Origin of the sequence: Flavobacterium sp., from assembly GCF_031537875.1 — a bacterium.
Classification (GTDB): domain Bacteria; phylum Bacteroidota; class Bacteroidia; order Flavobacteriales; family Flavobacteriaceae; genus Flavobacterium.
The window spans coordinates 415931-439246 of the sequence record NZ_JAVKNB010000010.1 but is presented as its reverse complement, the minus strand read 5'-3'; the positions used below and the strand labels follow the sequence as shown (position 1 = coordinate 439246).

The following is a 23316-nucleotide window of genomic DNA, read 5'->3' as shown; positions in this document are numbered from 1 at the left end:
ATGATATTAATTAGTTGTTTAAAAATAATTTTGAAAGGTATTTCGCTACTCCATCTTCGTGATTAGTATCAATAACTTCTAGATGAGACAACTTGCTTTTTAAGGTATCCGGTGCATTTCCCATAATCAATCCTTTGCCTGTATTTTTAAGCATCATCTCGTCATTAAAGCCATCGCCAAAAGAAATAGCATGGTGAAAATCTAGATTTTCCTTTTCTAAAATCTTGGCAATCGCAACACTTTTATCTACCGATTTATCCATAAATTCCAAACATATAGGCAAACTAAAGGCATGATTGAACGTATCTGGATGTTTCGCTAAAATTAATTCTTTAACTGTTTGCAGTTTAGCATGGTCTTCGTGTGTAAAGAAAATTTTAATCGCTTCGTAATCGTTTAATTCCTTAAAGTCAACTAATTCTGGATGATAGGTTACCTTTTTCTGAAAACTATTCAGCTTATCATTGTGTTTGTTGGTTTGCCAAATATCTTCTCTAAATAAAACCGTTGTAATATCTGGATCGATATCTAAGGATAGAATAGATTTCACTGTATCGCTATTCATATTACTTGAAAAGAGTAATTCTTTTTCAGGAGAATGTATTCGAGCCCCATTTGATGTGACCAAATATAACGGCACCCCTAACTTTTCAACCAAAGGCATTGCATCTAAATGATGGCGACCAGTAGCCACAACTATCAAATAATCTTGCTGGTGTAATTCTTGAAAAACAGATTGAGTATAATCCGAAATAGAGTGGTGATTATTCAACAAAGTACCATCTAAATCAGTAATAACGACTTTTATATTTTCTTTTATCATTCTAAATTTATTCCAACTTCCTTAATCGTTATTCTCTATTTTTTTGTACGCCTCTATTACCTTTTTAACCAATCGGTGTCGAACTACGTCTTTATCATCCAAGTAAATTATTCCAATACCTTCGACATCTTTTAAAACCAAAAGTGCTTCTTTCAATCCTGAAATTGTTCGTCGAGGTAAATCGACTTGACCTGGATCTCCAGTAATCATAAACTTAGCATTCTTCCCCATACGAGTCAGAAACATTTTCATTTGCGAATGGGTCGTATTTTGTGCTTCGTCCAAAATTACAAAAGCATTATCCAAAGTTCGCCCACGCATAAAAGCCAAAGGGGCAATTTGTATAATACCTTTTAAAATATAATCTTCTAATTTTTCATTGGGTAACATATCACGAAGAGCGTCATACAAAGGTTGCATATAGGGATCTAGTTTCTCCTTCATATCACCCGGTAAAAAACCTAAATTTTCTCCCGCTTCTACTGCTGGGCGAGTTAGAATTATTCGCTTCACTTCTTTTTCTTTCAAAGCTTTAACTGCCATTGCAACTCCCGTATAGGTTTTGCCTGTACCTGCTGGCCCAACAGCAAAAACCATATCGTTTTTACCTAAAGTATCTACTAATAATTGCTGATTGGGTGTTAATGCTTTAATGAGCTTTCCTCCTACTCCGTGAACCAAGATTTTATCATGCCCTTGAATTTTTCGATCCTCTTGACCATCTCCTAAAATTACGCGTTCAATTACATTATCGTCGATATTGTTGTATCTAGTAAAATGGAGCATCAATCTTTGAAATCGTTTTTCAAATTCATCCAGCACCTCTTTTTCGCCAAAAGCTTTCAAAGTAGTTCCTCGAGCAACAATTTTCAGCTTTGGATAATACTTTTTAATGGTTTCCAGATGAGCATCTTGAGCACCCCAAAATTCTTTTGGAGCAATGTCGACTAATTCAATTATTCTTTCGTTCAAAAGCAGTAATTTTAATATATTTATAAGTTGAAAATCATTACTAAAATAATTAATCTAACGAGTTAGAAAATATTTTTCTTTATTTCGTTTTTGAATTTACTATTGTTAGCTTTGCATTTCTCAAATTTAATGAAATTTAGGCTTACCCAACCCCAATAGTTATAAACAAAATTATGTCAATAATTACCCTTACTACCGATTACGGCTTGAAAGACCACTTTGTAGGTACTCTCAAAGGGAAAATTATATCTGAATACCCCGAAGTAACCATCGTTGATATTTCGCACGACATAGACCCTTTCAACACCTTAGAAGCCAGTTATATTATTGGTGCATCGTATAGTAGCTTCCCAAAAGGAACCGTACATATCATTGGTGTTGATAGCGAACAAAACAAAGAAAACCAGCATATCGCTATACAATGGAACGATCAGTATTTCATTGGTGCTGATAATGGAATTTTGAGCATGCTTACTCAAAAAGTGGTGCCGCAAAAAATGGTGGCTATTACCATTCATGATCGTTTGCACAATGATGCTACTGATTTAGATGTTTTTGTAAAAGTGGCCTGTCATTTATCCAAAGGTGGTTTGCTCAATGTCATTGGGAAAGAAATAACCCAATTAAAATCTGTGACGGGACTTCAAGCAAGTGTGGCTAACGACTTCAACTCTATTAAAGGAAATGTGATTTATATTGATCATTTTGGAAACGTGGTAACCAATATTTCTAAAAAACAATTTTTGGATGTGGCCAAAGGAAGACCTTACGAAATTGTAATGAAAACCAAGAATATTAAAACCATTTTACCCAATTATTCCGCAATTGCAACCAATGAAAAATATGCTATAAAAAATTATGAAGGCGAAAAACTAGCCATTTTCAACGAAGCAGGATTTCTTGAAATTGCTATTTTTAGAAGTAATCCTTCAAAAATTGGGTCGGCTAATAGTTTGCTTGGTTTGAGTTACAGAGATGTCGTTTTAATTCAGTTTAAAAATTAACAGCTTTATGTTGGTACGCATTGTAAAATTGAGTTTCCACCAGGAAAATATTTCCACATTTTTAGACAATTTTGAATTGGTAAAAAATCAAATTCGAAATTTCCCTGGAAATCGTTTATTAGAATTATATCAAGACAAAAACAATCCGTCTGTTTTCTTTACCTATAGTTATTGGGAAAGTGAAAACGATTTGGAAAACTATAGAAAATCAGCGCTTTTCAATGAAATTTGGGATTTTACCAAAAAACTATTCAACGACAAACCTGAGGCTTGGAGTGTGGATAAAATAAGCCCCCTAAACCCCCAAGGGGGAATGAGCAACCTACTATAAATTGATAAAATAAATAATTTTGAACCTAATTCCCACAATCGGTTCCCTTCCCTTCGGGGAGGGTTAGGGTGGGGCTTTTATATGAAATCAATAGTATTACGTGAAATAAAATCGTTCTTTGGGTCGCCAATTGGGTATTTGGTCATCGCCATTTTCCTTATTCTGAACGGACTATTCCTCTGGGTTTTTGAAGGCGATTATAATATTTTAAATTCGGGATTTGCTGATCTAAGTCCGTTTTTTACTTTATCCCCCTGGATTTTACTTTTTTTAATTCCTGCGGTTACCATGCGCAGTTTTTCAGATGAAAAAAAGCAAGGCACTTTAGAATTATTACTGACCAAACCCTTGAGCGTTTGGGAGATTGTAAATGGTAAATTCTTAGGCGCAGTCCTCTTAATTTGTATGGCAATTGTACCTACTTTCATTTATGTAGCCGCCATTTCTAGCTTAGGAATGCCCGAAGGAAATATTGATATGGGAAGCACTTTAGGGTCGTATTTTGGATTGTTGTTCTTAATTGGCGCCTATGCTTCTATTGGCATTTTTACCTCGACGTTTTCTGACAATCAAATTGTTGCCTTTATAATTGCTGTTTTTTTATGTTTTCTGTTCTTCTTTGGCTTTGAAGGATTGGCTTTTTTAAGCCCTAATTTTTCAAATACAATCGCTTATTTAGGGATGCAAGACCATTACAAGAGTATGAGTCGAGGTGTTTTGGATAGCCGAGATATTCTCTATTTTACTAGTATAATCGTTGTTTTTTTATCGTTTACTGTTAATCAACTAAAATCATTTCAATCCTAATGAATACTGCAACTAAAAACAGGCTGAAATCAGTAGGAATCACAATAATTATTGTATTGATTTTAAATACAATAGGAAGTTTCTTTTTCTACCGTTTTGATTTAACGAAAGACAAAAGATACACCCTATCTCCTACTTCATTACAAATTCTTGAACAGGTTAAAAACCCGTTGTATATCAAAGTGTATATGCAAGGTGAATTGCCTTCTGAATTCAAACGTTTACAGCTCGAAACGCGACAAATGCTAGAAGAATTTCAAGGGTACAATTCCAATATTGTTTTTGAATTTATTGATCCTTTGGAAGATGAAGCAAAAAGTATGGACAATATCAAAGAATTGTACCGTAAAGGACTTACACCTATCAATATTTCAGTGGACGACAAAGGCAAGCAATCCCAAGCTATGGTTTTTCCTTGGGCAATTGCCGTTTATGATAACAAAGAAGTCAATATTCCTTTACTGAAAAATATTATGGGAGCTTCGACTACGGATAAAGTAATTGGATCAGTACAACATTTAGAATATTCCATTGCCGATGCGCTGCATAAAATTACCCAAAATAAACAAAAGAAAATCGCCATCATCAAAGGAAATGGCGAATTGCACGAAGCCTATATTGCTAAATTTTTATTGCAAACCAAAGAAAGTTACCACATTGGTCCTTTTACTTTAGATTCGGTTGCCCAACACCCTACCAATACCCTTGAAGCATTAAAAAAATACGATTTAGCTATCATTGCCAAACCCACAGAAGCCTTTTCTGAAGGCGAAAAACAAGTATTGGATCAATACATTGTAAATGGCGGGAAAACGATTTGGTTAGTCGATCAAGTAGTGGCTGAAATGGACAGTTTGTATAGCCCTACAGGAAGTGCTTTAGCATTTCCAAGAGATTTGAATTTAAATGATTTTTTCTTTAAATATGGAGTCCGAATTTACCCTGATTTAGTCAAAGACGAACAAGGTAGCCCAATAAAATTAGCTTCGGGAGAACAAGGAAGCGCAACGCAATTTCAAGAATTCAATTGGAAATTTGCTCCGCTAGTTCATCCACAAAGTAAACACCCTATTGTAAAAAATTTGGGAGGAATCAAATTTGATTTTGCCAATGCCATTGACACTTTAAAAAACGGCATTAAGAAAACGGTATTATTACAATCGTCACTCTATTCAAAACGTATTGGTACACCGACAGAAATCAATTTGAATATAGTGAACGAAGAAACAACTCCCGCAGATTATTTAAACAAAGGAAACATACCACTAGCGGTGCTGTTACAAGGTAATTTCCATTCGATGTTTGAAAATCGAGTGTTGGCATTTGATCAAAATAATTTTCAAACCAAAGGTAAATCGGGTAAAATGATTGTAATTTCGGATGGGGATGTGATTAAAAACCAATTGGACAAAAACCTGCTTCCTGTGGAGTTGGGCTACGATCAACGCTCTGGAAATTTATACGATAACAAAGATTTTCTGATGAATTGTGTCAATTATTTATTGGACGATAATGGACTTATTAACATTCGTTCCAAAGATTTAGACTTGCCGTTATTAGACAAAGAAAAGGTCTATGAAAACTATACCTTTACACAATTCCTAACTATCGGGCTACCAATAGTTGTATTGACCCTCTTTGGCTTTGTTTTTACTTTCCTTAGAAAAAGAAAATACAGTAGATAGATGTTAATAAAAAATTTTCCATACTAAACTAGTTTAAGATATATTTGTAAAAAAGTATATCCCAAAAAATATAAAATATAACAGATGAAATTTATAGTATCGAGTTCGTACTTATTAAAACAATTACAAGTTCTAGGAAGCGTTATCAATAGCAATAATACCTTGCCTATATTAGATAATTTCTTATTTGAATTGAACAACAATGTATTGACTGTTTCAGCTTCTGATTTAGAGACTACCATGTCGGCTACTTTAGACATTGATTCTACCAGTCAAGGAAATGTTGCTGTTCCTGCCAAATTGCTTTTGGAAATCCTTAAAACATTTCCAGAACAACCTTTAACTTTCACAGTAGAAGAAAACAGTACTATCGAAATTAGTTCAAATTCTGGTAAATATGCTTTGGCGTATGCTCCAGGTGAAGAATTTCCAAAATCAGTAAATTTAGATGAACCTTCGGTTACTTTAGTTCCTGCTGATGTATTGGCAACAGCTATTAGCAAAACTATTTTTGCTGCTGGAAACGATGATTTACGTCCAGTTATGTCAGGAGTATTTTTCCAATTCTCTCCTCAAGGTTTGACTTTTGTGGCAACAGACGCTCACAAATTAGTAAAATATGCACGTACCGATGTTACAGCTTCGCAAGTAGCTGATTTCATTATGCCAAAGAAACCTTTGAATATTTTAAAAAGTATATTAGGTGCTTCGGATGCTGAAGTAAAAATTGAATACAACGATTCTAACGCTACATTCTCATTTGACAATTATTTGTTGATGTGTCGTTTAATCGATGGAAAATATCCAAACTACGAAGCGGTTATCCCAAAAGAAAATCCAAACAAGTTAATGATTGACCGTACTCAATTTTTAAGTTCTGTTCGTCGTGTGGCTATTTTCTCTAACAAAACTACCCACCAAATTCGTTTGAAAATTGCGGGTGCTGAATTAAACGTTTCTGCTGAAGATATTGATTACTCTAACAAAGCTGAAGAAAGATTGACTTGTGATTATCAAGGAGACGATATGCAAATTGGTTTTAACTCTCGTTTCTTAACTGAGATGTTGACCAACTTACAATCAGATATGATTATGTTAGAAATGTCTTTGCCTAACCGTGCCGGAATTCTTACTCCAGTAGATGGTTTAGAAGAAGGAGAAACCGTTACCATGTTGGTTATGCCAGTAATGTTGAATGCTTAGAACTAACAACCAAAATTGAAATAAAAAAACCGCTATATTTTTAAAAGATAGCGGTTTTTCTTTTTTGAATAGTTCAATATAAATGGGTTATACCATAGGGATTGACAAAATTGGAATTTCAAAATCTGTGGTTAATTTTTTAGTCAAACTCGGTTTAAAAATACCTTCAAAGAAACCTCTTTTATAAGGTAATAATGTCAGAACATCAATATCCTTATACATAATAAAATCCAAAATAGTTGCTTGGATGTCATCACTATCGATTACAAAAAACTCAACAGGCTCCAATTTAAATTCCTCTTCCCATTTAGCAATTGTTTCTTTAGAAACATCTGAATCAGAAGTTTTCACATACAAACATTTCACTTTGGCTTTGGCTTTATGTGCTAATTCCAAGATAGTTCGTAATGCCTTTTTATCTTTGGCTCTAAATCGTGTAGTAAAGCCGATCGTTTTTATCTTAGTAACGGGCGCATCCGAAGGGACACAAAAAACAGGTACTCCAACAGCAGTAACTACTGATGCCGTATTAGTCCCCATAAAAAAACTATCCCAACCTGTAGCTCCAGAAGTTCCCATTACCACATAATCAATTTGATCCTCTTTGATAGCACCTTTTATATTAGCAACTAAATCACCGTCTTTCAATCGGTGAGACATTTTTATTTTGTCCAAATGATGCGCTTCAGCAATAGCCCTCAGTTTAGGGATTTCATCCTTAAATAAATCAAATTCGCTTAATTCTACCGAATCATAAATTGCAGCATAATTCTCTGGGAAAAATTGGTTATCAAATACGGGTAATTCAAATGTGTGCAATAAAACCAATTCGCCATGAACTAGTTTTGCAAATTCTAAAGCATGAACAAAAGCATTATTCGCAGCTTCAGAAAAATCTGTGGGAAATAGAATCTTTTTCATTTTTATAGTGTTTTTATAATTTCTTAGCTCTAAGTTAATCAATATAAAAACAATACAACATGATAATTATCAGTTATTTACATTTATTTAACACAAATAATTGCCTACACAACAATAATAAAATATACCGCTGGAGTTTTATTATATTTGCATCATAGAATAATAAAAAATGATGTACAACGATTCCATCGTAGCTTTAGCAACACCTTCGGGAGCAGGAGCAATTGCAATAATTAGGGTATCTGGGCAAAATGCCATTGAAATTGGCGCAAGTGTTTTTAAATCAATCAAAAACAAAGATTTAAAACAACAGAAAACCCACACCTTACATTTAGGACATATTATTGATGATGGAAAGACCTTAGACGAAGTTTTAATTTCTATTTTTAAAGGGCCTAATTCTTATACAGGAGAAAACACCATTGAGATTTCCTGTCATGGATCTACTTACATTCAACAACAAATCATTCAACTATTACTTCGAAAAGGCTGCCGCATGGCCAATGCAGGTGAATTTACGTTGAGAGCCTTCTTGAATGGCAAACTTGATTTATCACAAGCCGAAGCCGTAGCGGATTTAATTTCGTCAGATAACGAAGCTTCGCACCAAATCGCAATGCAACAAATGCGTGGCGGATTCTCTAACGAAATTGCCAAACTGCGTGAAGAATTATTGAACTTTGCTTCGCTAATCGAATTGGAATTGGACTTTGCTGAAGAAGATGTCGAATTTGCTGACCGATCTCAATTTCATGAATTGTTAAACCGAATCGAATTTGTTCTCAAAAGACTGATTGACTCATTTGCAGTAGGAAACGTCATTAAAAACGGAATTCCTGTGGCTATCGTGGGCGAACCCAATGTAGGTAAATCTACTTTGCTAAATGCATTGTTAAACGAAGAGCGCGCTATTGTTTCGGACATTGCAGGAACCACACGCGACACTATTGAAGATGAATTGGTTATTGGAGGCGTTGGCTTTAGATTTATAGATACCGCTGGAATCCGCGAAACAAAAGATGTGGTCGAAAGCATTGGGATTCAAAAGACTTTTGAAAAAATAGAACAAGCACAAGTAGTACTTTATATGAGCCCCCTAGCCCCCAAAGGGGGAATTGACCTAAAAGTTTTGAAAATTGAAATTGAAAAAATTAAAAATAAATATCCTCTAAAAACCATTATTGTTGTTATCAATAAAGTGGATTTACTTTCAAAGGAAGAAATTGAAACGATTCGCCAAGAACTTCAAACCTTAAACCTGAAACTGGAAACTATTTCTGCCAAACAAAAAACAGGCATAAACGAACTCAAAAACACCTTACTTTCCTTTGTCAACACTGGAGCTTTACGCAACAATGAGACCATTGTGACCAATACGCGTCATTACGACTCATTACTCAAAGCATTGGATGAAATTCAGAAAGTCAAATTTGGATTGGAATCCAACTTATCTAGTGATTTAATGGCTTTGGATATTAAAGAAGCGTTGTATCACTTCGGATTGATTACAGGACAAGTTACTAATGATGAGTTACTTGGTAATATTTTTGCTAATTTTTGTATCGGGAAATAAGAAAAGTGTTATATTTGGGGAAGATCTAATACCCAAATTTTACAGTAATGCCCCTATCCCAGCCCCCAGTGCTCAAGAAATTCTTGAGCCAACTTGATTCCGTTTCGGTACTCCAAGCCTATGAAAAATACTGTTTGTATTTTCATAACTCCACTATCCAGTACACTATTCGCAACAGCAAAGAAGAACAATTTCAGGAAGTACTTCTGAGAGATTTGTTTGCTATTCTATTTGGAAATTTAATTTCAATTAAATCGACAAACAGATGGCACTAAGCTGGAACGAAATTAAAGACCGAGCAGTTAAATTTTCCAAAGAATGGAAAGACACTACCAATGAAGAAGCGGATGCAAAACCTTTTTTGGACGCTTTTTTTGATGTCTTTGGAATAACACGTAAAAAGATTGGAACCTTTGAACACCGAGTAAAGAAACTATCCGATGCCGATGGCTACATCGACCTACTTTGGAAAGGAACTATTTTAGTAGAAATGAAAAGTCGGGGCAAAAACCTGGACAAAGCTTTTCAACAAGCCATTGATTACACACACGGTTTAAAACAAAACGAATTACCAAAATACGTTTTGGTATGCGATTTCCATATTTTCAGATTGTACGATACTGAAGAACAAACCACTTTAGAATTTACTATTGATGAATTAATTCAAAACGTGCAAAGCTTTGGTTATCTTTTGGGTTATCAAAAGAAAACCTTCAAAGAACAAGACCCAGCCAATATCAAAGCCGCGGAGTTGATGGGGAAACTCCACGACCGATTGGAAGAAATTGGTTATGAAGGACATCCCTTGGAAGTCTATTTGGTTCGGATTTTATTCTGTTTGTTTGCCGAGGATACCACCATTTTTGAAAAACAACAATTTCAAGACTATATTTTACAAAGAACCGCTGAAGATGGAAGCGATTTAGCCTCTAAGATTCAAGAACTATTCCAAGTATTAAATACAGCAAGAGACAAACGATTCAAGAATTTAGACGAGCAATTGAACGACTTTCCGTATGTGAATGGAAAATTGTTTGAGGAAATTTTACCGATGGCCAGTTTTGATAGCAAAATGCGCCAAGCCTTGTTGGATTGTTGTTACATCGATTGGAGTAAAATTTCACCGGCTATTTTTGGCTCCATGTTTCAAAGTGTTATGAATCCGAAAGAACGTAGAAACTTAGGAGCGCATTACACCAGTGAAAGCAATATATTAAAACTGATTAAACCCTTGTTTTTAGATGAATTATGGGCAGAGTTTGAAAACATCAAAGGCAATAAAAACAAATTGCCCGAATTCCATAAAAAAATAAGCCAACTCAAATTCTTAGACCCCGCTTGTGGTTGTGGGAATTTCTTAGTGATTACCTATCGGGAATTACGTTTATTAGAATTAGAGATTTTACGAGCCGTATACAAATCTGGGCAAGGTATTCTTGATGTTCGAGAAATAATGCTTTTGGATGTGGATATGATGTGCGGCATTGAATATGAAGAATTTCCAGCACGTATTGCCGAAGTAGCCATGTGGTTAATTGACCACCAGATGAACATGCAAATTAGTAATGAATTTGGACAATACTTTGCACGTTTGCCCTTGAAAAAATCAGCCAAAATTGTGCATGGGAATGCATTAAGGGTTGATTGGGAAGAAGTAGTTTCAAAAGATAAACTTTCATTTATCATTGGTAATCCACCTTTTTTAGGAACTTCATATCAGAATAACGAACAAAAAGAAGACATAAAAACTATATTTTTTGACTTAAAGTCATTTGGTATGTTGGATTATGTATCTGCATGGTATGCTAAAGCGGGTAATTTTATATTAAATACAAGTATTAAAGTTGCATTTGTATCAACTAATTCAATTATTCAAGGTGAACAGGTTGGAATTTTATGGAATTATTTGTTTGCTAACTTTAAAATTAAAATTCACTTTGCTCATCAAACTTTTAAATGGAGTAATGAAGCTAGAGGAAATGCCGGCGTGCATGTAGTAATAATTGGTTTTGCAAACTTTGAAACAAATAATAAAACAATTTTTCAATATGAAAACATATTTGGAGAACCTCACCAAGTATTTGCAAAAAATATAAATCAATATTTAATTGACGCGAAAGAAATAATTATTACTCCAAGAACTAATCCAATATCAAATAATCCTAAAATTGGTGTTGGTAGTGCTTTACTTGATGGAGGGAATCTTATTTTAACAGATGAAGAGAAAAATGATATTCTAAAAATCGAACCTGATCTAAAAATATTAATTAAAAGGTTTTGGAGTGCAGATGAGTTTATAAACAATAAAATAAAATGGTGTTTTTGGTTAAAAAATGTTTCACCCGAAATAATAGCAAAATCAAATATTTTAAAATCTAAAATTAATGAAATAAAAAAGTTTAGATTAAAAAGCAATCGTCAAAAGACAGTCCAGATGGCTGAATTCCCATATTTATTTGGCGAAGAAAGACAACCTAATGATAATTTCTTATTGATACCAAAAGTTTCATCTGAAAATAGAAAATATATTCCAATTGGTTATATGACAGCAGAAGATATAATAACTGATAAAGTATTTGCTCTACCTAATTCTACTTTATATAACTTCGGAATAATTACTTCAATTATGCATATGACTTGGATGAAATATATATGTGGTAGATTGGAGAGTAGATATAGCTATTCAAATACAATTGTTTATAACAACTATCCTTGGCCAGAGAATCCATCTGAAAAACACATAAAAACGATTGAAGAAAAAGCACAACAGGTTTTAGATGTTAGAGCTTCTTTCCCTTCTAGTTCATTAGCCGATTTATACAATCCCTTAACCATGCCACCCGCTTTAGTAAAAGCTCATAACGAACTAGACAAAGCCGTTGATGCCGCCTACAGCAAACAAGCCTTCAAGAGCGAAGCCAAACGCATGGAATTTTTGTTTGAGTTGTATGAGAAATATACTGCGGGGTTGTTTGCCCATCGACAAGCTCAGGACAAGAAGGAGAAGAGAAGTAAAAAATAAAATAATTAAATTAAAAAGCCTCTATAATGAAATTTAAAATACCCTTAATTAGTTCAGATGAATTAGAAATTGAAATAAATCCATCTGAAAAAGTAGTGTTTCTTGGCGCAAATGGTTCAGGAAAATCAAGACTTGGAGAGTTTATTAATAAAGCTGTTTTTAATAAAACAACAATTGGTTTAGAACAAATTAATCATCAAATAATTAATAAAGATAGAGAGCTAAATTTAACTAATTCGAATATTGAAAATCTAACTAGTCAATTTTTACAAACTGAGCAAATAGAAAATTTCAATTTAGTTCAGTATGGTAGTTCATACCAAAAAGGTCTTATACCTATAGGAAATGGGGAGGTTAAAACAAGGTTAGAAATATTGGATTTGTTTTTCAAGAATCAAATTCAAGTTGAAAATGTATCTTTTAAAAATAATAGATTGTTATCTGGTTCAATGCCGATTCAAAGTCTTGATGAGATTGAAGGAGGAACAATATCATTTGGAGAAATTGTTTTTGAAATTGATTTGATGAAAATTGATGAATCAAAACCCGAAACATTAACTAGTGCAAGACAATATCTTATTAATAAAATAGAAATTGAACTAAAGTCAGAAAGGCAAAAAAAAACATTATTAGAAGGTGAAATAGAAAAACTAAAATCTGATCTAGAATCATCACAAGTTACTTCTTTTGATTTTTCACATAGAATTGCAGCGCATCGTTCACTGGTTGTAAATGAAAATCTTCAAATTTCAAGTTCAAAAGATTCGATTAATAAATTATTATATGGTAATACCCACCAATTCGATAACAATTTACAAAAGAATAATGCTGTAGGTACCATTCAAAATGATTACAATGATTTAATTACAGCTTTTCTTGCAGAAGAGGCCGAACTAGGTGCGCAATTAAATCAGAAAAACATAACTGAGGAAGAAGCAATTACTGTATTATCAGAAACTCTTTCAATTTGGAATGAATTGATTTCAAATAAGCAACTAACACGAGATGGTTTAAAAATAATAGTGTATAAAAATGAATCATTTTTTTCGTTATCAAAATTAAGTGAAGGCGAAAGAAGTATTTTATATATTATTGGTCAATGTCTTTTCTCTCCCCATAACTCAATAATTATTATTGATGAACCTGATTTACATATTCATAAATCAATAATTTCGGATTTATTTGATAAAATTGAATCCAAAAGAAAAGATTGTGCTTTTATTTATATAACTCATGATATTGATTTTATTACTTCTAGAATCGCCGAAAAATATGCTATTAAAGATTTCATTAGAACTAATGACAATGGAAATGACGATAAATGGGATATTGTAAAAATTGAAGAAAATGATGATATTCCAGAGGACATTTTGAATCTTATAGTTGGTTCTAAAAAACCGATACTATTTGTAGAAGGAGAAATAGAAAAAAAATCATTAGATAGAATTTATCAAAGTGTTTACCCAGAATTTAAAGTAATCCTTGCTCATAATTGTGCAGAAGTTATTAAGTTAACAAAAGCAGGTAATAGGCTAGAAAAGCACTTGCGGTTAAAATGTTTTGGATTAATTGATGCGGATGGCAGAACGAATGAAAAATTAGAAGAATTAAAGTCAGAATCAATCCATGCGCTACCTGTCGCAATCATTGAAAATTTGTTTTTAAGACCTGATGTGGCTATATTCCTTTATCAAATTACAGGTGTTTCAGAATCATTTAAAGAACAAGAATTTATTAAAAAATCTATTGAATGGTTAAATGCCAGTTTACATTGGCAAACAAATAGAACTAAAGAAAAAATCAAATTAATTTTCGAATCTAAAATCAATAGTTTCACTCAAATTAATGATTTTTCAGAAAATCCAATCACAATTATTCCTAAGGATTACTTTGATGAAACTAAAAAGGAATGGGATGAGTTAATGGAAGGTAATAATTCTTTTGAAAAATTGATTAATTTATTGAAATTAAGTAGAAACAAAGGCATATTAGGATTATTTGCAACAGAATTAGGGCTTAAAAACAAGAGGGCTCTAGAATCTAGAATAATACAAAATTCAGATAAATTGAGTGAAATATTGAAAGATATATTACCTAAGATTTCTTAAAAAGTTCAATTGTAAAACTACACTTAGATTGTAACTTCATGTTGTATATCAAAAAATTAAATTATTAAGTTAAAAAAAATTATGATTGAAAATTTATTAAAACAAGTAAAAGAATTACAAACCAATAAGGGCTATTGGTTTGTTAGAACTGATAGTGGAGATAATTTTGAGGCTTTTAGACAACTAAATTTTATAGGAATTGGTTGGAATTACATTACAACCCAAGATTTAAATAACAATCAAGATAACGGATATATTATAAAAGAAAAAATTGCACGTAGAGAAGAAATTGATCCTTCGACTCCATCAGGTAGAAGTAAAATTACAGCAATTTATAATAAAATTAAAAGATTTAAAGAATTCAAAGTTGGTGATATAATTGTTATGCCGAATGAAGGCTCAAACATTTTAGGGTTTGGAACAATAGAAGAAGAAGAAATATATAATGATGTTAATGATAACACTTGTGAATATACAAAAAGAAGAAAAGTTAAATGGCACAAGTTTTTAAACTTTTCTGAATTAGACCCGATTTTTTATGCTATTGTAAAAACTAGACATGCAATAAGTAATATAAAAAATTATGAGAGTTACATTGACAAAACAATGGAAAATTTGTTTGTAAAAGATGATCATTACCATTTTGTCATTGACATTGAAAAAAAGGAAGATATTAATATTTACTCTTTATTAAAATTAATTGATTCTGTAAATAAATTAACCGAATCAATTGATAATCAATTCAATTTTGAAACAATTCAAAATAACAGATCAATTAAATTAAATTTGCAATCACCAGGTAAAATTGAATTTATCTTTAAAAATGGGAAATCACTTGCTTTATTAGCATTTTTATTATCTGCAAATTTTGCAGGAACTGTTACCCTTCCAAATAATTTTACTCCTGAAGATATCCAGCAATTAATTCAACTTCAAGAAGTTAATCAAACCGATATTGATACAATAAACAGTACTTACTTGGAATTACAAGCGAGAAAGATTAGAATAAACCAAATTGATTAGTCATGGAAATGTCAAGCTTATTTTCTTGGAACACAGACAATCTTTTTAAATTTCTATTTATTAATGGTATTGTTTTGGTTGTAATCAGTCTTTTTTATCCGTTACAAAAACAACAAGAATTAGAATTAGAAAAAATTAAATATGACCAAAAAGTAGAACTAATTAATATCAAAATTTCCAACCTAAAAAACGAAATGGAAACTTTTAATTTAACTTCAAAAGCTATTGAATTAAAAATCGATAGTCTAAAGAAAATATCTATAAATTTAAATACTTCAAATAAAATAAAAACTTTAAAGGAACAATTTAATAGTACTTTCAACAATATTGATAAGTTAAAAAAGGATATTGAAATTGAAGAATTAAATATTAAAAGTGATAAAGCTAAAATTAAAATACTTATCAAACATGCCGAAGAATATAGACAATATTCTAATTGGTTTTTTAGAGCTGGTTTAATTTCTTTTTTTATTGGATTAATCGGTTGGAGCTGGATGACTTTAGTCAATGAAAGTTTTAAAAAGGAAGAATTAAAAAAAATAAAAAGAGAAAATAATAATGGATAGAAATATAGGAGATGTTTTAGAAGCCAATGATAGAACGAGAGAAGCTGGTTATCATTACATAATATTTTATATAGGATATTCAGATGATGAATTTCTGGCTGGTATTCTGACTTCAACAAATAAGTATCATGTTAATATTTTAATGGATGAATCTCATTTTATCAACACAGATGAAAACGGAAATGATTTTAAGGTAACTTATAAAAACAGCAAACTAGTACCTGCAAAACTTTATAAACCTGAAAACTGGGGACCATTTGAAAAAGTGGGACAACTATCGGCTGAAGGAATTGCATTTGTGGAAGATAAAATAGGTCATTTAGAAGCAGAATTTTGGGAAGAATACATACTTAAATGAGATAATTATGGCAATACCTACAAATATTACTAAAGAGCCCCCTGCTCGGACGAGAATCCTTTCGCGTTGGGCATTAAACTATTTTAGTAAATATTTAAATAACTTATGACCCAATCACAAAAAGAAACTTTCCCCGCTCGTGCGCGAAACGAAGTTCAGCGAAGCTAATCCTTTCACGTTCGGCATTAAAAATATTTAAATAACTCATGACCCTATCACAAAAAGAAACCATTGCCAACCTAAAAAAAATAGGAATTCAATTTGAATTCCCAAAAGAAGATTTAGTTATTGTGAGGCAAGCTGAAGTGGTGTATAATCAACTGTTTTCTAACAAACAGTTGTTCACTTTGGGAAGAGAACTATTTGAAGCACCAATCATAATTAAACCCGTAGTTTATTCTTTAGATTTAAGCCAAATCACTATAGAATGGGTAATTAGTCAAATGAAATTGTATCGTATCAATGCAAAAGACTTACAACGCCAACTAGGTTTTAAAAAAGAAACTATAGCTGGTTTTTTAAAACTTAGAAAAACACTCCAACCTATAGAAAAATCGAGTTTGTTTTATTATTTCCTATCGTTTAAAAGCAATGTGGATTACTTGGACTATTTAAAATCAAAAAAAAATAATTCTATTGAATAGATTGGGAATCAATGATAGGATTTATATCCATATCAAACTCTTTTGCTAATTCCATTTCTTCATAAGGTCCTAAATCGTCTTTTATCATATTATAGACATCGTTACGAGCTATTTCAGCCAATCCGTTAATTGGATAACCCTGCATTCTATAATCACATTCTAATTCTAGTTGTTTGATTATTTTAGGTTCAATGTAAGGCATTAGTGATCCTTCTAAAAAGAGTTTTTCGTGTACTCTTGGGTACATTTCTTCTACATGGCCGATAAGAATTTTTCCTTTAAGGGATTTTACAACTCCTACACTATAATGATAGTTAAATTCGATTTCTGGTTGATTTTCATTTGGGTGATTAGATTCTTCTTGCATGGGATTTGGGTTTATTAATTATCTTATAAATTTAAGTGATATTTCTTTATTCAAATACTTTTAAAGCTATTTTTTACAAAATTCTGCTACTATTCAAATATACACTTTTCATTTAGTTGAATTTATATACAACTATTTTTCGTCACAAATATTTGCTAAATTTGTGACAAAAATTATTGTAAATAGAGCAAAATAGGTTACTTTTGGAATATAATATATTCATCTCGATATATGGAAAGCGTTGAATTTCAAATAGAAAAAAAAATAAAAGCAAAAAGTAAAGGAACTTTGTTTTTTCCCGATGATTTCAGTCAGTTAGGTTCTTCGGAATCAATACGGAAAGCACTGCAACGCCTAGAAGAAAAAGAAATCATACGCCGCATTGCACAAGGAATATACACCCGCCCAATAGAAAGTAAATATATTGGTGAGGTACTACCTTCTGCAGAAGAAGTTGCGAAAGGAATTGCTAAAAGAGATCGTATTCGAATTGTCCCAACAGGTGTATATGCACTAAACGCTTTGGGTTTAAGTACACAAGTACCTATGAAATTAGTATTCCTTACCGATGGTGCGCCCAGAGAAATTAAAATAGGGAAGCGATCAATCAAATTTAAAAAAACAACTCCAAAGAATCTATTGGCAAAAGGAGAAATTAGTAGCCTTGTAATACAAGCGTTAAGGGAAATTGGAATAGACAATATAACTCCAAGTGAAGAAGATAAAATTATAGCACTACTTAAAAAAGAAAATGTAAACTTATTAAAACAAGATATCGAGTTAGCTCCAATTTGGATTCAGAAAATTATGAAAAAAGCCTTGTAAATGATACACTTTAATACACTCCCTAAAAACGAAAAAGATTATATCTTACAAGAGATTAGTAATCAGTCTAAATTAGCTGTATTCGCCGTAGAAAAAGATTGGTGGGTCGTACAAACTTTAGCTGTTATTTTTGAAATGGAGGTAAGCGAATATCTTGTCTTTAAAGGGGGAACTTCGTTAAGCAAAGCATGGAATCTTATAGACCGTTTTTCTGAAGATGTAGATTTAGCAATTGATAGAAAATTTTTAGGATTTGAAGGAGAACTTTCAAAAAAACAAATTACTGCATTACGAAAGGCAGCTAACACATATGTTTCGGAAACATTCTATCCTGAACTTCAAGCTGAATTTACTAAAAGAGGCTTTGAAAATATAAAATGGGAAATTATTAAAACAACTGAATCCGATCAGGATCCAGTAATTATTAATTTGTATTATCCCAATAGCATCGCAATTCCTGGTTATATTCAACCGAGAGTGCAAATTGAGATTGGATGTCGTTCCTTAAGAGAACCTTATAGCCAACAAAGTATCTCTTCTCTAATTGACATACACTACCCTAATGCAGAGTTTTCTCAAAAAGCCGGTACGATTGCAACGGTAAACCCAGAACGCACCTTTTTAGAAAAAATATTTTTATTGCATGAGGAATTTAGTAAACCAATAGAAAAAATTAGAGTAGAGCGACTAAGTCGCCATTTATATGATGTATATCAATTATCGAAAACTAAATTTGCAGCAACTGCATTACGTGATAAAGAACTGTATGAAACCATTGTAAGACATCGTTATAAATTCACAAGAGTAGCTGAAGTAGATTATAATTTGCATCAACCCCAAACAATAAATATAATTCCGCCATCAGGAATTATTGAAGCTTGGAAAACAGATTATAAAACAATGCAAGAGCAAATGATTTATGGTGATTCACCTTCATTTGAAATACTAATTACTGAATTATTAGCTTTAAAATCTAAAATTAATGCCGTAGATTGGCAGATAGAAATAAAAAATTAATTTTTTTTACTTATTTTGGGTTGTAATAAAGTATTGATTTTTATCAAAATCAGCACACCTATTGTACACCTTCAACCTAGTAAACCCTTTTAAATAAAGGAGAATAAGATATTGTATCGGGAAATAATAAAAAACAACTATGAAAAAATACTTTTTACATAACGGGACAGAAAGTTCAGGCCCTTTTAGTTTTGACGAATTAAGAGCCTTGAAAATCACCAAAACTACTCCGGTCTGGTTTGAGGGAATGGAAAAATGGAAGTATGCCGGAGATGTGGAAGAACTGCATGAATTAGTTACTGTTACTCCTCCTCCATTTCAAGTGGAAGAAGTTGTCACACCTAAACCTACTCAATCAACTTCTAACGCTGCTTTTTTAGGGTTGTCCAAAAATGGATTCATTGCCGTTGTAGCCATCATTTTCATAATCACTACAGTTGTATTTAACATTATCCAAAACAACCGTAGCGAAGAATTGGACGCTAAAAACAAAAAAACCGAACTCGAAAACAGACAGTTTTTGCTACAACAAAAAGAAATCGAGGAACAAAAAAGATTACTTGAAGAGCAAGAAAAAGCAGAAGCAGAACGAACTGCAAAAGAGAAAAAACAAACAATAATAGACCGAATTGCTGCCATTGAAAATGAAATGGCTGTCACCAAAGACGATTTAGATACTGCAAAAGAAAAACTAGCCAAAGCGAGTGATTTTAAAGTATTGCGAACTTCGGCTGAGAAAAGTGAAGAGCTAAAAAAAATAAAAAAAGAAATCGAAGATTTTGAAAAAGAATTGGAAGATTTAGAAGCCGAACAAAATCGATTGAATTTAGAACTCGAAAAAATCAAATAGTTTAGCCTTCAAAATAATCGCCATCCACATAAAACCATTCTCCATTTTCAAATACAAATCGAGAATGCTCATGATGCACTTGTAATTGTTTATTGGAGTCTAAATAATAGGCTTTAAAAGTTACAGTAGTTGGAGTAACAGCCAATATTTCTAGTCGCTGCCATTGATTACTGGTTGCCCAAAATGTAATTTCATCTTTCGAATAGTTAGCTCTTTGAGAAGGATGAGTTGATGCAATTAAATAATCTACATTGTGGATTGCATAGGCAGAATAACGGGATCGCATCAAAGCCTCGGCAGTCTTAGCATGTTGGTTTCCTTCAAGAATGGTTTGGCAACATTGGTTAAATGAAATTCCCGAACCACAAAAACAACTTTGCATTGCCATTAATTGAGCTCGTTAATTTTTTGATGCAATTGATTCAGCAACACTTGGTATTTACTAATTTCGATTAAGTCGGCATCATCATCCGAAAAATCAAGAAAATCATCTAGTTGCTGACTAATCTCCACTAATTTATTGTTGGCTTCTTTACCATTTTTAGCCGCAATTAAATCAATTATTTTTTGCACTTCTTGTTGTAACAAATTGAAATCGTTGTTTTCCATATCTTAATTAGTTGATTCGTCTTGCTTGTTTGCGTTGAATTGTTTGGTAATTTGCTTCAATTTTTCTTTTCGAGCCATTGCTGCTTTTTTAACTTTATCTTGCTCTTTGTGCAATTTATCGTTATGCTTTTTGATATTTCTTTCGTTATTTCTTCCCATACATAGATTAGAGTTGTTCTCGTTTAATTTCTTCCAAAGACTTTTCAGTATAGATAAGCCCATTAATAATCTTCATTCTCAAATCGTCTAAATCATCATACTCAAAATACTTTGCCCAAGAGGTTAGTTCAAATAAATTCCGAATCTGTTTTATTCTCTTAGTCGTTTCAAAACTCGTTCTTAGCACAGCTTTTTGATTGTAATTGGGATTGTTTTTATGTTGGTAATTTACCGTTTTCTTTTCGAAATTGGCTTCCAAATAATACAAATTTTCAATTGCATTATCGGGATAAAAATTGGTCCAGGGTGCAAAACCCAATTTAATTTTTGAACTCGTTTCAGGTTCCATTGGTTCTAACCGCCATTTGCTATTCGCCAGTCTCCCCCAATGATTGGACAAACGATACATTCCTTCTTTTGTGTAATAATACGAACTTCCTGCTTTGCTTTCATACTGAACCGAAAATCCTTCAATAGCAGAAAGTGGTAATTCGCTAAAAACACAAAAGGTATTTTTAAACGCATTCGGGCTTGGACGAAATTGTTTTTCCATAGTACAAAAGTAAGTAGAATCTCCTTTTCAGCCTAAACAAACAATAATTGATTAAGTTTGCAGTCTAAAAAATATAAAAATCGAGATTATGTCTAAATCTTCACACGATAAAATGCTACAAAAAGGAGTTTATACAGGAATAATGGAACAAGATGAAAATGGTAACTACTTTTGTGGAGAATACCTTTTGGATTATAAATTAGCGTCAACAAATCATGCAATTGGCGATTGGATCACAATCAAATCTATCATTGAAAATCCAAGCGATATTAGCTACAACAAATACCCTAAAAAGTCAAAAAACTTTGACAAATCCAATAACAAGCCCCAATACTAATTCTGTTTTACCCCTTGTTTTTAAGAATATTCTTTGGGCTAAAACCAAAAACTTAAAAAAAAGTGTACCTTTGCAAAAAATTTGTCGTTTTTGGATATCCAATCCGATAAAAACAAACTAAAAGACAAATAGTTATCTTTATTTATGAAAAAAATAGTTGAATACCGTAAGTTATTAAATGTAGACAAAACTGTCGAGCTTAAAGATTTAAAAACCATTTATCGTAATGCGATGAAAGATGCCCATCCTGATAAATTTCAAGGAGATGAAGCAGGTTTAAAAGCGGCAGAAGAAAATAGTAAACAAATTATTGAGGCCTATCACTTTCTTGTAAGCATCAATCCTGAAACGATTAAACAAAACTTACCTGAGTACACGGAGACTATCGCAACTTCTACTATAACAGATTACAAATTTGTTGATGGACGATTAATTATCAATTTCTCTAATGGAAGTGTGTACGAATACATTAGTGTACCAAAAGCTACTTACGTAAAAATGGTGAATGCTGATTCTCCAGGACGTTTTGCTAAAAGACACATCTTGAATAACTTTACTTGGAGAAAAACCATCAACCAAGAATAAGACCAATTCAACTTATGATACCAAAGCACTCTATTTTAGGGTGCTTTTTTTATTAAAGTGCTAATTCCAAATCCAAATTAAGACCTAGACCATCTTAATTTAACTTAAAACAAAAACTATAACAAAAATTTAAGTTCAAAAAGTGGTGATACTTTATAATTTTAGATACTTTTGCCAACTTAAATCATTTAACAAATTCATAATGAAAAAAATAATTTTATTACTTTCTGCTACTGTAGTATTAGTTGCTTGTAGCAAAGTTGGAAAAGGTGAATACATCATTTCTGGTACTGCAAAAGGAATCGAAAACGGAAAAACAGTTATTCTTGAAACTCAAGACGAAACAGGAGTAGTTGCAAAAGATACTGTAAAAGTAGAGAATGGTAAATTTGAAATGAAAGGTAAAATTACAGAACCTGCTTTTTATACCATCAAATTAGAAGGTGCTCAGGCTCCAATTCCATTCATTTTAGAAAATGGCGAAGAAGTAACTATTGAAATCAATAAAGATAGTATCCAAAAATCAAAAGTTTCAGGAACGTATAACAATGATGAATACGTTAAATTCACTGAAGAGCTTAACAAAATTCAAAATAAATTAGTTGATTTTCAAACTAAAAACACGCCTGCAATGCAAGCTGCTCAACAAGCTAAAGACACTGCTACAATCAATAAATTGATGCAAGAATTTGGTAAAATTCAACAAGAAGTAGGTATCGCTTCAAAAGCAAAATACTTAACGTATGCTGAAACACATCCAAAATCATTTATTTCTGTGCTAATCTTGCAAGGTGTTTTAAATGACCCAAGCACTGATATTAAGAAAGCAGAAGCGATGTTCAATAAATTAGAAGAGTCTTTGCAAAATACAAAACCTGGAAAAGCAGTTAAAGAAGCATTAGGCAAACTAAAAGGTGGACCAGCTGCAGTAGCACCATCTGTTGGTGGAGCTAAATGAAGATCCGATTTTTCAG

27 protein-coding genes are annotated in these 23316 nt (G+C 32.2%); 19 read left to right on the top strand and 8 right to left on the bottom strand.

Features of this window, described 5'->3' with window-relative positions; all coding sequences use genetic code 11:
• Positions 1-10: 10 nt before the first annotated feature.
• Both RMR09_RS07220 and RMR09_RS07215 read right to left on the bottom strand, forming a co-directional pair.
• The gene (locus RMR09_RS07220) at positions 11-823 is read right to left on the bottom strand and encodes an HAD family hydrolase (RefSeq protein ID WP_310595124.1); all 813 of its coding nucleotides are present in this window, start codon (positions 821-823) and stop codon (positions 11-13) included.
• A gap of 21 nt (positions 824-844) precedes the next feature.
• Complete coding sequence (locus RMR09_RS07215) at positions 845-1795, bottom strand: PhoH family protein (RefSeq protein WP_310595123.1); 951 nt, start codon at positions 1793-1795, stop codon at positions 845-847.
• A 173-nt stretch (positions 1796-1968) separates the two neighbouring features.
• Between RMR09_RS07215 and RMR09_RS07210 the strand changes: the two genes are divergently transcribed.
• The 5 genes from RMR09_RS07210 to dnaN all read left to right on the top strand — a co-directional run bounded on the left by RMR09_RS07210 (position 1969) and on the right by dnaN (position 6825).
• Positions 1969-2799 (top strand): SAM-dependent chlorinase/fluorinase, encoded by an 831-nt coding sequence (locus tag RMR09_RS07210; protein WP_310595122.1) that lies wholly within the window; start codon positions 1969-1971, stop codon positions 2797-2799.
• Positions 2800-2806: 7 nt separating this feature from the next.
• On the top strand, positions 2807-3130 hold the full coding sequence (locus RMR09_RS07205; protein WP_310595121.1) for an antibiotic biosynthesis monooxygenase family protein: 324 nt from the start codon (positions 2807-2809) through the stop codon (positions 3128-3130).
• 81 nt (positions 3131-3211) lie between these two features.
• Positions 3212-3937: a gliding motility-associated ABC transporter permease subunit GldF gene (gene gldF / locus RMR09_RS07200; protein ID WP_310595120.1), complete on the top strand. Its 726-nt coding sequence runs from the start codon at positions 3212-3214 to the stop codon at positions 3935-3937.
• Entirely contained in the window at positions 3937-5622 is a 1686-nt protein-coding gene (gene gldG, locus RMR09_RS07195) for a gliding motility-associated ABC transporter substrate-binding protein GldG (protein ID WP_310595119.1), read from the top strand. Before gldF ends, gldG begins: the two co-directional genes overlap by 1 nt.
• Positions 5623-5706: 84 nt before the next feature.
• Positions 5707-6825, top strand: a complete 1119-nt coding sequence (gene dnaN, locus RMR09_RS07190) for a DNA polymerase III subunit beta (protein ID WP_310595118.1) — start codon at positions 5707-5709, stop codon at positions 6823-6825.
• Positions 6826-6912: 87 nt separating this feature from the next.
• Here dnaN and RMR09_RS07185 read toward each other — a convergent pair whose 3' ends face one another.
• Positions 6913-7746 (bottom strand): universal stress protein, encoded by an 834-nt coding sequence (locus RMR09_RS07185; RefSeq protein ID WP_310595117.1) that lies wholly within the window; start codon positions 7744-7746, stop codon positions 6913-6915.
• Positions 7747-7915: 169 nt separating this feature from the next.
• On the opposite strand from RMR09_RS07185, the gene mnmE reads away from it, so the two are divergent.
• From mnmE to RMR09_RS07145, 8 genes are all read left to right on the top strand, one after another.
• Positions 7916-9319 (top strand): tRNA uridine-5-carboxymethylaminomethyl(34) synthesis GTPase MnmE, encoded by a 1404-nt coding sequence (gene mnmE / locus RMR09_RS07180; protein WP_310595116.1) that lies wholly within the window; start codon positions 7916-7918, stop codon positions 9317-9319.
• Between the two features lie 47 nt (positions 9320-9366).
• Positions 9367-9594: a hypothetical protein gene (locus RMR09_RS07175; RefSeq protein WP_310595115.1), complete on the top strand. Its 228-nt coding sequence runs from the start codon at positions 9367-9369 to the stop codon at positions 9592-9594.
• Entirely contained in the window at positions 9585-12341 is a 2757-nt protein-coding gene (locus RMR09_RS07170; protein ID WP_310595114.1) for a DNA methyltransferase, read from the top strand. The genes RMR09_RS07175 and RMR09_RS07170 overlap by 10 nt, the downstream gene beginning before the upstream one ends.
• A 26-nt stretch (positions 12342-12367) precedes the next feature.
• Positions 12368-14449: an AAA family ATPase gene (locus RMR09_RS07165; protein ID WP_310595113.1), complete on the top strand. Its 2082-nt coding sequence runs from the start codon at positions 12368-12370 to the stop codon at positions 14447-14449.
• An 81-nt stretch (positions 14450-14530) separates the two neighbouring features.
• The gene (locus RMR09_RS07160) at positions 14531-15472 is read left to right on the top strand and encodes a hypothetical protein (RefSeq protein WP_310595112.1); all 942 of its coding nucleotides are present in this window, start codon (positions 14531-14533) and stop codon (positions 15470-15472) included.
• Positions 15473-15474: 2 nt separating this feature from the next.
• Positions 15475-16038, top strand: a complete 564-nt coding sequence (locus RMR09_RS07155) for a hypothetical protein (protein ID WP_310595111.1) — start codon at positions 15475-15477, stop codon at positions 16036-16038.
• Positions 16031-16396, top strand: coding sequence for a hypothetical protein (locus RMR09_RS07150; protein ID WP_310595110.1), 366 nt, complete (start codon positions 16031-16033; stop codon positions 16394-16396). Before RMR09_RS07155 ends, RMR09_RS07150 begins: the two co-directional genes overlap by 8 nt.
• 206 nt (positions 16397-16602) lie before the next feature.
• Positions 16603-17040, top strand: a complete 438-nt coding sequence (locus tag RMR09_RS07145) for a hypothetical protein (RefSeq protein ID WP_310595109.1) — start codon at positions 16603-16605, stop codon at positions 17038-17040.
• Here the strand turns inward: RMR09_RS07145 and RMR09_RS07140 are convergent.
• A complete protein-coding gene (locus tag RMR09_RS07140) occupies positions 17030-17407 on the bottom strand; it encodes a hypothetical protein (RefSeq protein WP_310595108.1) in 378 nt (125 codons plus the stop codon). The two genes, RMR09_RS07145 and RMR09_RS07140, sit on opposite strands and share 11 nt — an antisense overlap.
• Before the next feature lie 231 nt (positions 17408-17638).
• Between RMR09_RS07140 and RMR09_RS07135 the strand changes: the two genes are divergently transcribed.
• The 3 genes from RMR09_RS07135 to RMR09_RS07125 all read left to right on the top strand — a co-directional run bounded on the left by RMR09_RS07135 (position 17639) and on the right by RMR09_RS07125 (position 20099).
• A complete protein-coding gene (locus tag RMR09_RS07135; protein ID WP_310595107.1) occupies positions 17639-18232 on the top strand; it encodes a DUF6088 family protein in 594 nt (197 codons plus the stop codon).
• Positions 18233-19249, top strand: coding sequence for a nucleotidyl transferase AbiEii/AbiGii toxin family protein (locus tag RMR09_RS07130; protein ID WP_310595106.1), 1017 nt, complete (start codon positions 18233-18235; stop codon positions 19247-19249).
• 139 nt (positions 19250-19388) lie between these two features.
• On the top strand, positions 19389-20099 hold the full coding sequence (locus tag RMR09_RS07125) for a GYF domain-containing protein (RefSeq protein WP_310595105.1): 711 nt from the start codon (positions 19389-19391) through the stop codon (positions 20097-20099).
• Between the two features lies 1 nt (position 20100).
• Here RMR09_RS07125 and RMR09_RS07120 read toward each other — a convergent pair whose 3' ends face one another.
• From RMR09_RS07120 to RMR09_RS07105, 4 genes are read right to left on the bottom strand one after another with little or no spacing between them, the layout of a single operon-like run.
• A complete protein-coding gene (locus tag RMR09_RS07120; RefSeq protein ID WP_310595104.1) occupies positions 20101-20481 on the bottom strand; it encodes a YchJ family metal-binding protein in 381 nt (126 codons plus the stop codon).
• A gap of 5 nt (positions 20482-20486) precedes the next feature.
• Entirely contained in the window at positions 20487-20708 is a 222-nt protein-coding gene (locus RMR09_RS07115) for a hypothetical protein (RefSeq protein ID WP_310595103.1), read from the bottom strand.
• Between the two features lie 3 nt (positions 20709-20711).
• Complete coding sequence (locus tag RMR09_RS07110; protein WP_310595102.1) at positions 20712-20867, bottom strand: hypothetical protein; 156 nt, start codon at positions 20865-20867, stop codon at positions 20712-20714.
• 7 nt (positions 20868-20874) lie between these two features.
• Entirely contained in the window at positions 20875-21420 is a 546-nt protein-coding gene (locus RMR09_RS07105; protein ID WP_310595101.1) for a hypothetical protein, read from the bottom strand.
• An 88-nt stretch (positions 21421-21508) separates the two neighbouring features.
• On the opposite strand from RMR09_RS07105, the gene RMR09_RS07100 reads away from it, so the two are divergent.
• The 3 genes from RMR09_RS07100 (at position 21509) to RMR09_RS07090 (ending at position 23300) form a co-directional block, all read left to right on the top strand.
• Positions 21509-21757, top strand: a complete 249-nt coding sequence (locus RMR09_RS07100) for a hypothetical protein (protein WP_310595100.1) — start codon at positions 21509-21511, stop codon at positions 21755-21757.
• Between the two features lie 144 nt (positions 21758-21901).
• The gene (locus RMR09_RS07095) at positions 21902-22342 is read left to right on the top strand and encodes a KTSC domain-containing protein (RefSeq protein ID WP_296687460.1); all 441 of its coding nucleotides are present in this window, start codon (positions 21902-21904) and stop codon (positions 22340-22342) included.
• A 202-nt stretch (positions 22343-22544) separates the two neighbouring features.
• Positions 22545-23300, top strand: a complete 756-nt coding sequence (locus RMR09_RS07090; RefSeq protein WP_310595099.1) for a DUF4369 domain-containing protein — start codon at positions 22545-22547, stop codon at positions 23298-23300.
• The last annotated feature ends 16 nt before the right edge of the window (positions 23301-23316 follow it).